The 15,169-nt window shown below is 35.6% G+C and carries 10 protein-coding genes and 1 pseudogene; 8 read left to right on the forward strand and 3 right to left on the reverse strand.

All coding sequences use genetic code 11. From position 1 onward, the window contains the following. The first annotated feature begins 8 nt into the window (after positions 1-8). Complete coding sequence (locus tag B5X55_RS03105; protein WP_079511148.1) at positions 9-1,226, forward strand: Pycsar system effector family protein; 1,218 nt, start codon at positions 9-11, stop codon at positions 1,224-1,226. Here the strand turns inward: B5X55_RS03105 and B5X55_RS03110 are convergent. Further along, the gene (locus B5X55_RS03110) at positions 1,215-3,587 is read right to left on the reverse strand and encodes a GAF domain-containing protein (RefSeq protein WP_079511149.1); all 2,373 of its coding nucleotides are present in this window, start codon (positions 3,585-3,587) and stop codon (positions 1,215-1,217) included. The genes B5X55_RS03105 and B5X55_RS03110 overlap by 12 nt on opposite strands. Positions 3,588-3,699: 112 nt before the next feature. Between B5X55_RS03110 and B5X55_RS03115 the strand changes: the two genes are divergently transcribed. The 7 genes and pseudogenes from B5X55_RS03115 (at position 3,700) to B5X55_RS03145 (ending at position 10,346) form a co-directional block, all read left to right on the forward strand. Next, positions 3,700-4,599: a metallophosphoesterase family protein gene (locus B5X55_RS03115; RefSeq protein WP_079511150.1), complete on the forward strand. Its 900-nt coding sequence runs from the start codon at positions 3,700-3,702 to the stop codon at positions 4,597-4,599. Positions 4,600-4,816: 217 nt separating this feature from the next. Beyond that, positions 4,817-5,505, forward strand: a pseudogene (aqpZ, locus tag B5X55_RS03120) (aquaporin Z). A gap of 103 nt (positions 5,506-5,608) precedes the next feature. After that, entirely contained in the window at positions 5,609-6,925 is a 1,317-nt protein-coding gene (locus B5X55_RS03125) for a gluconate:H+ symporter (protein WP_079511151.1), read from the forward strand. Positions 6,926-6,936: 11 nt separating this feature from the next. Then, complete coding sequence (locus tag B5X55_RS03130) at positions 6,937-7,404, forward strand: RidA family protein (RefSeq protein WP_079511152.1); 468 nt, start codon at positions 6,937-6,939, stop codon at positions 7,402-7,404. Positions 7,405-7,410: 6 nt separating this feature from the next. Then, positions 7,411-8,523: a D-TA family PLP-dependent enzyme gene (locus B5X55_RS03135; RefSeq protein ID WP_079511153.1), complete on the forward strand. Its 1,113-nt coding sequence runs from the start codon at positions 7,411-7,413 to the stop codon at positions 8,521-8,523. Between the two features lie 2 nt (positions 8,524-8,525). Next, positions 8,526-9,593, forward strand: coding sequence for a dipeptidase (locus tag B5X55_RS03140; RefSeq protein ID WP_079511154.1), 1,068 nt, complete (start codon positions 8,526-8,528; stop codon positions 9,591-9,593). Between the two features lie 105 nt (positions 9,594-9,698). Then, positions 9,699-10,346: a hypothetical protein gene (locus B5X55_RS03145; RefSeq protein WP_079511155.1), complete on the forward strand. Its 648-nt coding sequence runs from the start codon at positions 9,699-9,701 to the stop codon at positions 10,344-10,346. A 247-nt stretch (positions 10,347-10,593) separates the two neighbouring features. On the opposite strand, the gene B5X55_RS03150 is transcribed toward B5X55_RS03145, so the two are convergent. Together B5X55_RS03150 and B5X55_RS03155 are read right to left on the reverse strand one after the other, a co-directional pair. Further along, positions 10,594-14,235 carry an ABC transporter permease/M1 family aminopeptidase gene (locus B5X55_RS03150; protein ID WP_079511156.1) on the reverse strand — a complete coding sequence of 1,214 codons (3,642 nt, stop codon included), beginning with the start codon at positions 14,233-14,235 and terminating at the stop codon, positions 10,594-10,596. Between the two features lie 30 nt (positions 14,236-14,265). Continuing rightward, on the reverse strand, positions 14,266-15,153 hold the full coding sequence (locus B5X55_RS03155) for an ABC transporter ATP-binding protein (RefSeq protein WP_079511157.1): 888 nt from the start codon (positions 15,151-15,153) through the stop codon (positions 14,266-14,268). Positions 15,154-15,169 lie beyond the last annotated feature (16 nt).

Genomic DNA, 15,169 nt, shown 5'->3' on the forward strand with positions numbered 1-15,169 from the left:
TAATTTCTATGTCATATATATTAGATAAGACACAACAGTTTGTGGTCGAATTACTTACCAATCAATTGGATAAAAACTTTTTATACCACAACTTAAGACATACTCAACGAGTAGTTAAAAGTACTAAAGAATTATCGGAATCATGTTCTCTATCAGATCAAGAAAGAGAGTTATTAGAACTTGTTGCTTGGTTTCATGACACGGGTTATACCAAAGGAAATAAAGACCATGAAGAGAGTAGTTGTGAAATAGCTGAAGAGTTTTTAACAAAAGAAAGTTATGACCCTAAAGGAATCGAAAAAATTAAAGAATGCATTAGGGCCACAAAATGGAATACCAAGCCGACTAATTTAATGGAAGAAATAATTAGAGATGCCGATTCTTCTCATTTTGCACAAACCAGTTATATCGAAACCACAGAATTATTACGAGAAGAACTAAAGCTTTTAGGTGTTAAAAATTACAGCCAAAAAGAATGGTTACAGGTAAATATACAAGTTTTTAGAACCGATCATCAGTACTACACAGATTACGCAAAAAAGTATTGGCTTGAAAAGAAGGATAAAAACTTAAGAAAATTAATCAAGGATAAAAAGTCTGAAAAAAAGATAGCCAAAAAAGAAAGGCTGAAAGCCAAATTTAAAAGCGAAAGTCCGGATCGAGGTATACAGACACTATATCGTGTAACTTTAAAAAATCACATAGCACTAAGTGATATAGCAGATACAAAGGCAAACATTTTATTGTCTGTAAATGCAATTATAATCTCATTGGCACTATCTAATCTTATTCCTAAATTAGATAATCCTTCAAATGACTATTTAATTTACCCTACGGTAATATTCGTATTATTTGCTGTTGTTTCAATGATTCTTGCTGTTTTGGCAACTAGGCCCAATGTAACCAGTGGTGAATTTACCAAAGAAGATGTTGAGAACAAAAATGTCAACTTATTGTTCTTTGGTAATTTTCATAAAATGAAGTTAGGAGAATATGAGTCGGCAATACAAGAAATGCTAAAGGATAAAGACTACATTTATAATTCTTTGACCAAAGACCTTTATTTTCTCGGTGTTGTATTGAACAGAAAATATACACTCTTACGATGGACTTATACTATCTTCATGATTGGTATGATATTATCGGTAATTGCATTTGCAATATCCTTTAAATTCTATGGCCCAGATCGTAAATTAGAGTTATTAAGTCAGGTGTTATTCTTTTAAAGCCTCCATCAAATCCTCATAAGTATATGTCTTTTCAGGTTCTTGATCTCTTTTATATAGAATTTCGGCACGTATCGCTTTTAAACCAGAAACGCCTTGTAATCCTTCTAATTCTACAATTTCAATCTTATCGGTGAAACAGCCTTTTGACCTTAAGAATTTGATGTATCTTAAATATTCTAACTCATCTTTTTTCTGAGAATAAACTATTGAAAGCAATCCTTTTTGAGTAAGACGTTGATTAGTCCCTTTTATAAAAGACTTATCAATTCGCTTTTTAATAACCTCGTAACGGGCATTATATGTGCCATCAACATCAAATTGTTTTTCATCCATTCTAAAACGGATAGATAATGATGTATTATAAACCAAAATCAATGATGTGGCATCTAGTGGTACAGGTAATTTTGGTTTTAATGCGTAATGCACATTCTCCATTTCACACATCACCTGCAATTGCCACAATCTAAGATTGTTTAGATATAAATTATTGTAGTCTGTATTTTCTGAAATAGAAGCACCTATATACATATTATGCTCTACTCCATCGGTTTTGTAGCGCTCATAATAATGAGGAAACATAGCTTGGGCACTTTCTTGCCTTTTATCAATTACTGAAGACAACTTTTTATTAATTAACGTAACACTTTCGTCGTAATTCTTTCTATGATCGTAATAGGAATCAGTACCTATATCAATTTTAGCCTCATAGGTCAAAATATGTTTTTCTAAAACGACATCTGACTTTTTAAGGTGCTCAAAAATTGGAAAAATCTCATCTTTAACAAAGTCGAAAATGGATTGCTCACTATTTGTGTACAGCATTTCCTTAATACTTTCAAGATGATTGTTCACTCTAAAAATTAATTCTTCATAGATAGGTAAATTCCATTTTTTCAATGCAATTACCAATATGTCATTAATTTCAGAAAGTTGAATCATCAAATCTCTTTGAATAGCCAAATTTCTAGCCTTAGAGGAGTCTTTAATATCAATTTGTCCAAATAATGGGTATACATCCTTAAAAACAATTTCCCTAAAAGTAGGTGATTTACCTTCTAGCTGGTCGTTCATAAATCGTTTGGCTTCCTCTTGAAATTTCCAATAAACAGATGAGTGTACAGAAGTACATTCATTTTGAATTATAGCGTCTATTCTATTATTCTCTTCATTACTATTTCGTACTAATGCCGATACAATATATGGCAAAACATCATCAAGCTTTTGAGCATTTACTCCATTAAGAACCCCCTTTTTCTCAGAAACTATTTCCAAAATCCCTAAGAGTTTATTTTCATAGGCAATAGGTGCGAAAATTGCACTTTGAACTCCTTGCCTTTTCAACCCTTCATAAGGTTCCATACCACCAGCTAAATCGGCCATGCGATTAACATCGGTAATCGCAAAATATGAATTTTCCTTAATTAATTTTCTATAAGACTCTTCACAAAGCGCACTCTTACAACCTACTATTACCTCTCCGTTTAAAAGATAACTTTCAAACCCCATGCCTGCAACTGCTTCGAACTGATCTTTTCTAGCGTTGAACGTTGCGAACCCCACTCTAATATTTGGCAACTTAAAGAACGACTTAAAAGTCTCTTGAAGTTCTTCCGTAAAATTATCTGGAGCTAAATGGTCCTTAGAAATCAATTTTGACTTTATGTCAGAAATTGCCTGTTCCATAGTAACATCGAACAAGTTCGCAATTACAAACCCTTTAGATATAAAACTTTCAGGTGGAATTTTATCCATCCAAAGTTTAACATCATTTGGATTTTCTAACAATTCATTGATATTTTCTTGTGTTATCTTTTTAGATTTTTCGGTAGGAATTATCTTTATAAAATCAGCATTATATAAAACGCGATAGTGACGCATTACTCCATTAGCATCTGGTATATCATAAAAGTATGGACGACTAAAGTCTAAGTGAAAACCATAATAGAAATTTAATATGACCACACAGCTCATAATATAATCCATATCGTCGCCAAGACTTCGCAATTCTGGCTCATACTCCTTACCCGCTTCACTAATAATTTTCTGAAAGCGTTTCGAAGATTTTATGATAGTATCTTGATAAGGTAACGTAGCCACCTTTATTTCATTAGTACTTAAGGCTTCGGTAAATGTATCTTGTAAAATACGATCAATTACTTCTTTATATTTTTCTAATAATGTAAAATCTGAAAATCCGTCACGTAGTTCTGGATAATCGATTTGAGCATTTAATATTCTCTCGGCAGTAGCGGCTAAAAATGGATCATCACCTTCTAAATGTTCATCGTACTTCTTCAGAAGTTCTTCAAAACTAATGAGGTGCTTTACCGGCATTATCTTTCTCTCGTGCTGATTCATGAATTATTTAGTCTACTAATTCGATGTAAAGTTACAAAACAATACAATTTTTTTTGTGGGACTCACCCCCTATGGTTAACTGGATTTTCGGATATTTAACGAAAAATAGCCCATGTCATCGGATAGTAGACTAAATAGAGCTTATGAAAATGCCAAGATTATTCCGTTTGACAACAACTCTAAATTTATACTTTTTAGTGATTGTCACAGAGGTGACAACAGTTTTGCCGATGAATTCGCCAATAATAGAAACATCTATTTTCACGCGCTAAAATTTTACTTTTCAGAAGGATTTCAATATTGCGAGCTTGGTGATGGTGATGAACTTTGGGAGAATATTAATTTTGCATCCATATTTGAAGCCCATAAAAATATTTATAAACTTTTAAAGCAATTTCATTTAGAACATAGACTACATATGATTTGGGGAAACCATGATATGGTCTATAAAGATGAAGACTACGTAAAGAAACACTTGTCAAGTTATTTTGAACCCATAGAAGACAAAGACAAATCACTTTTTGAAGGCATAAAATACCATGAAGCCCTAATTTTAAAACATTCAGACACTCAGCAAGAAGTTTTTCTAACCCACGGCCACCAAGCAGATTGGTGGAATTATACCTTTTGGCGTTGGGGTAGATTTTTAGTGAGGGTACTCTGGAAACCATTACAGGTTTGGGGTATTGCTGACCCAACTTCACCGGCAAAAAACTATACTGAACTCATAAAAGTTGAACGTCGTATAAAAAAATGGATTCTTAAAAATAGCTTAAAAGTAACGGTGGTTGGCCATACCCATAGGCCCCGTTTTCCCGAACCAGGCGATATTCCTCTTTTCAACGATGGTAGTTGTGTGCACCCAAGAAGTATTACAGGTATTGAAATAGAAAAAGGCAATATTTCTTTGATTAAATGGCAGATAAATACCACCGACGATGGTACACTTCGTGTTGTTCGTATTCTTTTAGAAGGGCCACAAAAATTAGAAGATTACTTAGAAAAGTTATAGGTACTAAACATTACTATTTTCAAAGTTTAGCCTCTACAGTAAGTATTCTATCATTTTAGATTTTATTATCGATAAATGGTGATTCTCTATAAATTCATACAATTTATTAGTGATAAATTAATGAAATCTATATGTTTTTTAAACATTATCTAAAATAATTGTGACTTTTTTGGTTATTCCGTTTCTAAATAAATAGAAACAAAATAACCTTTTTAAAATGAAAAAATTAATAGCAGAATTTATTGGCACCCTTTGGTTGGTGCTAGGTGGCTGCGGTAGTGCCGTACTTGCCGCTGGATTTCCTGAATTAGGAATTGGCTTTGTTGGGGTTTCCCTTGCCTTCGGTTTAACTGTAATTACAATGGCTTATGCCATTGGCCATATCTATGGTTGTCACTTAAATCCCGCAGTCTCTATAGGCCTTTGGGTAGGTGGTCGTTTTGACGGCAAAGATGTGTTACCATATATTATTGCACAAGTGATTGGTGGTATTGCAGGGGCCGGTATACTTTTCCTTATTGCATCTGGTAAACCAGATTTTGCCCTTGGTGGTTTTGCCGCAAACGGATATGCCGAACACTCCCCAGGCGGATTCAGTATGACATCAGCTTTAATTATTGAGGTTGCTATGACTTTCATTTTCCTATTCGTTATTTTAGGATCAACCTACACAAAGGCACCAAGAGGTTTCGCAGGCTTGGCAATAGGCCTTTGTTTAACGCTAATACATTTATAAGTATACCGGTTACAAATACTTCTGTAAACCCTGCAAGAAGTACTAGTCAAGCGCTATTTGTAGGCGATTGGGCAATAGATCAACTTTGGTTGTTTTGGTTAGCACCGATTGTTGGCGCCATTTTAGCAGGACTCCTTTATAAAATTATCTCACCAGAAATAACCGATTAATTTGGTATTTATATGGAATAGGCTCAACGTGTTTAGATAAAATACGTTGAGCCTATTTTTTATGGTATATTTAGGTTTTAAACGTATCATATAAAACCAACCTATGCCTTTATTCATTGTTATTTTAGGAATCTTACTCCTATTTATTCTCATCGCTAAGTTTAAACTCAATGCCTTTATTACTTTCATAATTGTATCGCTATTCGTTGGTATCGCAGAAGGAATGGAACCTTTATCAGTGGTAGACTCTATTCAAAAAGGAATTGGCAGTATACTTGGGTTTCTAGTGATAATACTGGGTCTAGGAGCCATGTTAGGTAAACTCGTCGCCGATAGTGGTGCGGCACAACGTATCACTACCAAATTGGTCGATAAATTTGGGAAGAAGAATATTCAATGGGCCGTTGTACTTACAGGTTTCATCGTAGGTATTCCTATGTTTTATTCTGTTGGATTCGTAATCTTAGTGCCATTAGTATTTACTATTGCAGCCGCAACCGGACTACCTCTTTTATATGTTGGCTTACCTATGTTGGCATCCCTTTCTGTAACGCATGGATATTTACCACCACACCCTGCGCCAACGGCAATTGCAGCAACCTTTAATGCCGATATCGGCAAAACATTATTGTACGGAATAGTTGTAGCAATACCGGCGATTATTGTTGCAGGACCCCTTCTCTCCAGAACACTTAAAGGCATAAATGCAACGCCACTTAAAGAATTTATAAATCCTGTTATTTTAAAGGAAGAAGAAATGCCTAGTATGGCCAACAGCATCATAAGTGCACTTCTACCTGTAATTCTAATTGCCATTGCTGCTTTAGCCGAGTTTGCATTACCAGATTCATTCTTCCTAAAGAAGACTTTAATTTTTATAGGAAATCCGGCGATTGCTATGTTAATTTCTGTCTTGGTAGCAATTTACACGCTAGGCTTAGGTCGTGGTAAAAAAATGAAAGAGGTTATGGATTCTGTAGGTAGTGCCATTACAGGTATTACCATGGTTTTATTAATCATTGCCGGTTCTGGCGCATTAAAACAAGTTCTTATCGATAGTGGCGTAAGTGAGTACATCGGTGCCATGCTACAAGAATCATCTATTTCTCCTTTAATATTAGCTTGGTTAATTGCAACTGTTATTCGAGTTTGCGTTGGTTCTGCCACTGTTGCAGGTTTAACCGCTGCAGGAATTGTTTTACCCCTTACCCAAGGAACGGGAGTAAGTCCAGAATTAATGGTTTTAGCCATAGGATCCGGTAGCTTAATGTTATCTCATGTAAATGACAGCGGATTTTGGTTATTCAAAGAATATTTCAACCTTTCAGTTAAAGACACCCTAAAAAGTTGGACCGTTATGGAAACTACCGTTGGTGTAATGGGCTTATTAGGTGTTTTGATAATTAATGTTTTTATTTAAAATTAAAAAATATGCAAAAGAAACCTTCTGAAAGAATTAAGGAGTTAGGACTGATTTTACCACCAGCACCACCTCCTGCAGGCCTTTACAAACCTATTTTAGTTGTTGACCACTTTTTATACATTTCCGGTCAAGGTCCTATGCAGAATGATGGCTCATTGATTATTGGTCGTGCAGGTCATGATATGACCATGGAAGAGGCTAAAATAGCCGCAAGGCAAGTTGCCTTGACTATGCTATCTACTATACAAACTCATTTCGGCGATATCGATAAAATCAAGCGAATTGTAAAAACTTTGGGCATGGTGAACTCTACCCCAGATTTTGGTCAGCAACCACTTGTCATAAATGGTTTTAGTGAATTGATGGCCGATATTTTTGGTGCAGAAAATGGTGTAGGTGTGCGGAGTGCAGTTGGTATGATTCTACCAGGTGGCATCCCTGTTGAAATAGAAGCTCATTTCGAACTACATCACTAAGCAAATATGCAAAACGAAAGTTGGTATTCTTTAAAAAATCATGAGGAAGTTATATCTCCCTCTTTGTTGGTCTATCCAGATAGAATTCAACATAATATTGAATTAATGATTTCTATGATTGGCGATGTAAATCGTCTGCGTCCACATGTGAAAACATATAAGAACGCGAATATCATAAATATGCAGATGGCACGCGGAATTAAGAAATTCAAATGCGCTACCATCGCTGAAGCAGAATTACTTGGTAATTGTAATGCTCCAGATATTTTGTTGGCAATGCAACCTATAGGTCCAAATGCTCAACGGTATATTGAATTGACAAAAAAATACCCGAATTCAAAATTCTCTACTATAGTCGATAACGAGACAATGCTTTCTATTTTAGGAGAATTAGCAGAGGTCAATGATATCAAAATTCATCTTTGGGTTGATATTAACAACGGCATGAATAGAACTGGTATTGCTCCAGATAAAAAAGCCTTAGAGCTGTATATACAATTATATAACCATCCCCATTTAGTAGCAGAAGGCCTACATGTTTATGATGGTCATTTAAGAAATACCAACTCAAAAATAAGAGAGGCAGAATGCAATACTGCTTTTGAAGAGGTCGAATTATTAAAAAAATCTATTGAAGATCAAGACATCCCTAGCCCAAAAATTGTTGCTGGTGGGTCTCCGACTTTTCCATTTCACTGCAAACGCAAAAATGTAGAATCGAGTCCAGGCACAACCTTATTATGGGATATAGGTTATGGTGCCCAATTTCCTGAAATGAATTTTTTACCTGCTGCCATTTTAATTACTAGAATAGTAAGTAAACCTACCACAGGTATTCTTTGTTTCGATTTAGGTCACAAATCAATAGCGCCAGAAATGCCTTTTCCACGAATTGAATTTTTAGACCTTGAGCACAGTAACCAAATTAGTCAGTCAGAAGAGCATTTAGTAGTAGAATATGATGATTTGACGATACCAGAGGTTGGTGATGTTCATTATGCAATACCAAAACATATTTGCCCAACCGTCGCAAAGTATGACACCTTAACGGTTGTAAAAGATGGAGCTATTATCGACCATTGGAAAGTAACTGCCAGAACCCATAAATTAACTATTTAGTCATGTTCATATTTGATGCCCATTTAGACCTTTCCATGAATGCTATGGAATGGAATCGAGACCTTACTTGGTCTATAGAAGAAATAAGAAAAAGTGAACAAGGTTTAACCGATAAACCAGGCCGTGGCAACAATACTGTTACTTTAGATGCTATGCGAAAAGGTAATGTTGGACTATGCATGGCTACCCAAATTGCACGATATGTGCATAAGGACAATACCCTACCGGGATGGAAGTCACCACAACAGGCTTGGGCACAAACCCAAGGTCAACTTGCTTGGTACAAGAGCATGGAAGATTTAGGTGAAATGGTACAGATTACCAACAGAACTCAACTATATGCACACCTAGAACTTTGGAAGTCTGATGAAGAAAAAAAGCCAATTGGTTATGTACTAAGTCTAGAAGGCGCCGATTCTATAGTCGATATCTCGTACCTACAAAAATCTTACGACCTTGGCCTTCGTGCTATTGGGCCAGCACATTATGGACCCGGCACATACGCTCACGGCACAAATTCTGTTGGTGGTATAGGCACAAAAGGAAGAGAACTACTAAAGGAAATTCAACGATTAGGAATTATTTTAGATGTTACCCATTTATGTGACCTTAGCTTTTGGGAAACTATGGTGAATTATGACGGACCTCTTTGGGCAAGTCATAATAATTGTAGAGCATTGGTTGACCATCATAGGCAATTTACTGATGAGCAGCTAAAAGAAATTATCGCTCGAAAAGGTGTAGTTGGTGTCGTTTTAGATGCTTGGATGATGACCCCAACCTGGGAAAGAGGAGTTTCGACACCAGAATCTGCTAAAGTAAGTTTACAGCAAATACTTGATAATATTGACCATATATGCCAATTGGCAGGCAACGCCGACCATGTTGGCATCGGTTCTGATTTAGATGGTGGTTTTGGTAAAGAACAAGGGCCGGCAGATGTTGACACTATTGCCGACCTGCAAAAAATAGTAGGTTTGTTGAAAAATAGAGGATACGCTCAAGCTGATATTGAAAAAATAATGAATGGTAATTTTATCAACTTTCTACAGAGAAATCTTAAGAAGTAGCACTCCATTCGTCGAATAAATACAGTATCGAAATTAATTTAACGAAGCCTTAAGTACGCATGGCAGGGTATTTGTTATCTTTATTTCATCATTATTGATAACCAAATGAGGAAACATTTTTTTCTTTTTATTGCCTTATGCTTTTCTACTGTGGCTACAATTCATGCCCAGACAGAATTCCCCACCCCTAAACCAATAAAGATAGAAGCGGCAAATCCGATAGAACCAAAAGGTACGCCTAGCGCAGGACCTGTTTTAAACATGCCCTCTTTAATTAAAGAACAGCCCAATCTTAATATGAGAGATCCTAATACCGTAAAGATGTTACGCGATGAGGAATTGGTTCAAGCTGGCACAGGTATGAAAATTGACCCTCGTATTGGGCCAGGTGAGCGTTTGGGAGGTTCTGGACAATTCTTTGCTGACCAGTATTTAGGTGATGTGAAAAGCAGTGGTAAGTTTATAGGTATTGTTTGTAGAGATCATGAATATGTAGATGGGGATCGTGTTAAAATTTACATGAACGATATGGTTGTTGAACCGAACTTGCTGTTAACAGGAGCATTTAAAGGTGTTAATGTTGATTTACAAGAAGGCTTTAACCGTCTAGATTTTGAAGCTTTAAATCATGGGTCTTCTGCACCTAATACAGCACAAGTAGATGTTTATAATGATAAGGGCCAATTAATATATTCGAACAAATGGCTTTTATCTGCAGGATCTAAAGCTACGTTGATTGTGACGAAAGAATAACAGTACTGTAATTCAATTTTTTCTTTTTATCCAAAAGTCTATATTTCAATTTACAACTCTCTTCTTATAATTGCTTAATATAGTTATAGTTCGTTACTACTACTGCAGATAATTAATGAATATGCTTGGATTGAATAAAGTAGCCAACTATTATCTTAAAGTGATATTCAGCATATCAATCTAAGAAGGCACCGAAACAAAAAAACCCTAATTATATATAATTAGGGTTTTTTTATTTCGACTTATTTCATTCTAACTCGTCCAAACTTTTCAAATTATCATCTGGTATCCTATCAATCATTTTATTATAAGGGTCGATCCCTGCCTTAATCGGTTCTTTATTAGTTACAAACGTAAAAGTGCTTTTCCCTGGTTTGATCCACTTTTTCTCTAAAATCAACGGAACTTTTTTTGTTTTCCCATCGATGATGGTATCATTCTGAAATACAGCGATATCCAATAAATTAGATTGTGTAGGAGCACTTAATTCTTTGCCATTACCATCATAATAATTCTTCGCACTTTCAACAGTAAGTTGAACTTCAAACGTATTATTGTCAAGTTTTTTAAATGTTGCTTCACTTACCTTGTTGGTATATAAAGTGATTTTCTCAAAACTATCTTCTAAATAGTATTGCAATGAATCTGGGGTTACTTCCTTTATATAGCCATACCATTCATTAGAAGTTGCAAAAGGAGCTTTCGGTCTAAAAGCCGCATTATCAATAAATTTTTTGAATCCTTGGTTTAAGGTTTTCTCACCTATATAGTCTTGAAGACCATATAAAACCAACCCCCCTTTTCTGTACCATACATAAGCCTGTGTATCATTATCAAGCAATGTCTTTTCAAATTTATTTTCACCGGCCCTACCTCTAAGATAACTGTCTAGTTCACGCTTTAAAAAATCTTGCATAGCATCAACACCATATTCCTTTTTCATTACCATTAATGAAGAATATTCTGCCATGGACTCTGAAATTTGGTTTGCGCCCCTTGTAGCTGAAGGTGTTATCTGATGTCCCCACCATTGATGGGCTACCTCATGAGATGTTACCATATAGGCATAATCCAAATCTTCGGGATCGCTAAAATCGGCGGTCCAACCAAAACTTTCAGCATATGGAACCGTATTTGGAAAAGACTGGGCAAATGATTGGTATCTTGGAAATTCAATGATTCGCATTTGACGATATTGATATGGTCCATAATTTTCAGAAAAATAATCAAATGAATGTCTGACGGCCTTGGCAAAACGTTCTACATTATAACTATGACTAGGATGATGGAAAATCTCAATTGCTACGTTATTACCATCTTTATCCTTCCAATCTTCTTTATAGATATCATATCGGGCAGATGAGACGTTGAAGAAGTAATCCATCTCACCTTCCATTTTATAATGGTAGAACTTTCTGCCATTATCCTCCCATTCCTTTTGCAGGTACCCTGGCATAATAGCAATTTGGTCAGGAGCCGTACTTACAGTTCCTTCAAAAGTCACATAATCTGCATCATCATTGAACAATAGATTACTGAGTCCCCATTTATCATCTTGAGGTGGTGCAACATATTCCTTTTCTGGTAAATCATACTCCTTTCTATATTTATCACTAGTGATTTCTCCTTGAAGGTTATACCCAAATGATGGGAAAAAGCTATCATTTAAAAACGTACCATTATAAACAATATCAGAACCACTACCCTCATTTGGAAAACCCTTATACCCTCGCTTAAGAGCCAATTTCATTGTGACCGTATCGCCAGGCATCATTCTATTAGGGAGCTTATAAATTTTATATCCAAAATTTACAAACACCTTACCTTCTTTTAATTCTATATCATTAACGGCCAATTTCATTAGCTCGGTCTGTAACAACTCATTATTCCCCCAATTAATATGTAGAGAATCTATTGGCGTATCACCTTTATTGACCATTTCAAAAGTTCCAGACATTGTAGCATAGCGCTCTTCAGGAACCAAATCTACGTCTACCTTTATATCAGTAAATTTTGGTTGATTTATATAATTGTATTTGCTCAGTTCCTTCTCATAATTAGCCGACAATACCCTTCCTTCCTTGACTGTTCTATATGAGTTTATAACACTTACGTTATTATAAACATACGCTCCCGCACCTATCCATATCAATGCACCAAATACCATTGCAATTTTAACCTTGCCCCCTAAACGTTGTCGCGCTTCTTTCCACCTGGCTTTCATACCAGAATCCGTTCCACGTTTCCAGAACAGGAGTCCTATTACCGTTAGAAGTACCCCAAATCCTAACCAATACAATCGAAACCAATTTTGTGCAGCTAAAAAATGACCAAAACCATTCATATCAGAAATGGTATAGCCTGGTGCATACCCATATAATGCCATGTTATAATCAATATCGGCTAAGCTATTTATAGCAAAGAGTCCGGCCCAAATAGCAATTGTAATTACATGGCCTAAAAACTTTTTCGCTATAAGGGCATGAACAAAAAATGCCAACATAACGTAGGTAATATACTTCGGAAACTCAATTAAGTAGAGATCCGTAAAGTACATATCAAATTGAAAATTGAAATATCCTTGGAGTACTTGGTTAAGTACACCACTAACGAGAATCATATTTACCAAAATGAAACAGATAAACACTAATGCCAAAAATTTAGAACCATAGATTACCCAATTTGGTAATGGAAGCGCCCCATAAATCTGTTCATATTTTACACCTCTTTCTCTGTGTAGTACTTCACCTGTCATAAAAACAATAAGGATAAAAATGAGGATAACATAGGTAAAGTCCTTTATCTCTAACATATAATACGTCATAGGTAACATTGGCGTACCATATGTAGGGTTGCCAAACCATCCATCAAAAAACAGAAATGCCACAGCCGCTATTAGAATTGCCTTAAAGAATAGATCTTTTGTGATATTTCTAAACTCCATCCAAGACAAACTGAAAAGTAATTTGAGATAATGGGTTCCACTAAAAACTTGGGAAACTTTGGGTATTTTGGTAAATACAGCAGCAGTGGAAATTTCCTTTTCGTCTACCATACTCTTCTTTTTTGAACCCAGTTTTTTATTTAGAAAGCGTTGAAAATCGAATCTAAAAACCGTAAACAGAAAAATCAAAATACCTATACCTAACCATAATATGCGATTCCATAGAACTGTATCTTTAAAAGGTATGGTTAGTGTATTTTGTTCTTCTGGTGTCCAATATTGGATGGTATTATTTAGTGCTCCAAAACCAAATGGGTCTAACAAACTTACCAATTCCTTATTTTCAATATCCTGGGTCAAGGTCAAGGTTACCAAATAAATAATAAATAATATTGCACCACCAGCGTAGGCTAACATGATACGTTTTGTAAGGGCAACTAGGGCGAAAAATATACAACCTGTAAAGAAAAAATTAGACCAGTAGAATATTAAGGAAGGTTGTAAATAATGCCATAAATTAAAACTCGCATAGCGCTCGGCTGGCTCATACCCAGCATATGGCCCAATTGCATAACCAATCATAAAACCAAGAATAAGGCCTAAACTTACTAAAAACAAAGTAGCCATAGAGCCCGCAAATCGACCTAAAATATAGCCCTTTTCACTAATTGGATAACTGAACAAATAGTTTTGGGTTCCATGTTCAATATCTCTATAAACAGGCACTCCCATAATTGCACTCGCAAGCATAATACCAAATATGCTTATAACATTCAACGTTGAAGCCAAGGATGCAGGCGAATTTAAAAAGACCTTTTCGGATCCACCGCTAAGCCCTCCAATAGAAAGAATTAATGCGTAAATAAAAAGTATTCCAAAATAAGCCCAAGTAGCAGGCCTTCTAAGTCGGTAATTTAATTCAAATAAAAATATTTCAATGAACATGGCAGATGGTTTTAGGTTGGTGAAATTGAATTATACCGTTACTTCATTTAGACGTGCTGCTATTTCAGTGAAATACACATCTTCTAAATTAGCCGGACTTGGTTCAAAAGTTTCATCGGGCCTAGTCTCATTATATACATGAATTACCGTACTACCAGCTTTTAAATGAGTCGATATAACCTGAAAATTAGATTTATAATTATCTAACTCTTTCTTGTCAATCATTTTCTTCCAAATCTTGCCTTGAACACGTTGTATCAGTTCAGTTGGGTTTCCTTGGGCCACCACTTCACCTAAACAGATAATTGCCATATTCTTACATAGGTTGGCAACATCATCTACAATATGTGTGGATAGAATAATAATCGTATTCTCACCTATTTCGCTTAATAAGTTGTGGAACCGAACTCGTTCTGCGGGATCTAAACCTGCAGTGGGTTCATCTACTATAATTAATTTAGGTGATCCTATCAAAGCCTGGGCGATACCAAAGCGTTGTTTCATACCACCAGAATACGTACCTAGACTCTTATTGCGAACATGCCATAAATTTGTTTTGTTCAAGAGGGCCTCTACTAGTTCTTTCCGTTCACCTTTATTGGAAACTCCTTTTAGAGATGCTATATGATCTAGCATTTTATAGGATGTAACTTTAGGGTAGACCCCAAATTCTTGTGGTAAATATCCTAACATCTCCCTTACTTTATCTGTATCCTTAAGGATATCTATATCACCCATGGTAATAGACCCAGAATCAGCCTGCTGTAATGTAGCCATTGTACGCATAAGCGAAGATTTTCCTGCACCATTTGGTCCTAAAAGACCAAACATTCCTTGAGGAATAGTCAATGTTATATCCTTTAAAGCATTAACACCGTTTGAATAGGTTTTGCTTAGATTTTCAATTTTTAGTTCCATGCTTGGTTGGTTGGTT

Source organism: Maribacter arcticus (genome assembly GCF_900167935.1).
GTDB lineage: Bacteria > Bacteroidota > Bacteroidia > Flavobacteriales > Flavobacteriaceae > Maribacter > Maribacter arcticus.

Excerpts from the sequence above, each read along its gene's own strand:
- B5X55_RS03105 (WP_079511148.1), top strand. The coding sequence starts at position 9 with ATGTCATATATATTAGATAAGACACAACAGTTTGTGGTCGAATTACTT.
- B5X55_RS03110 (WP_079511149.1), bottom strand. The coding sequence starts at position 3,587 with ATGAATCAGCACGAGAGAAAGATAATGCCGGTAAAGCACCTCATTAGT.
- B5X55_RS03115 (WP_079511150.1), top strand. The coding sequence starts at position 3,700 with ATGTCATCGGATAGTAGACTAAATAGAGCTTATGAAAATGCCAAGATT.
- B5X55_RS03125 (WP_079511151.1), top strand. The coding sequence starts at position 5,609 with ATGCCTTTATTCATTGTTATTTTAGGAATCTTACTCCTATTTATTCTC.
- B5X55_RS03130 (WP_079511152.1), top strand. The coding sequence starts at position 6,937 with ATGCAAAAGAAACCTTCTGAAAGAATTAAGGAGTTAGGACTGATTTTA.
- B5X55_RS03135 (WP_079511153.1), top strand. The coding sequence starts at position 7,411 with ATGCAAAACGAAAGTTGGTATTCTTTAAAAAATCATGAGGAAGTTATA.
- B5X55_RS03140 (WP_079511154.1), top strand. The coding sequence starts at position 8,526 with ATGTTCATATTTGATGCCCATTTAGACCTTTCCATGAATGCTATGGAA.
- B5X55_RS03145 (WP_079511155.1), top strand. The coding sequence starts at position 9,699 with ATGAGGAAACATTTTTTTCTTTTTATTGCCTTATGCTTTTCTACTGTG.
- B5X55_RS03150 (WP_079511156.1), bottom strand. The coding sequence starts at position 14,235 with ATGTTCATTGAAATATTTTTATTTGAATTAAATTACCGACTTAGAAGG.
- B5X55_RS03155 (WP_079511157.1), bottom strand. The coding sequence starts at position 15,153 with ATGGAACTAAAAATTGAAAATCTAAGCAAAACCTATTCAAACGGTGTT.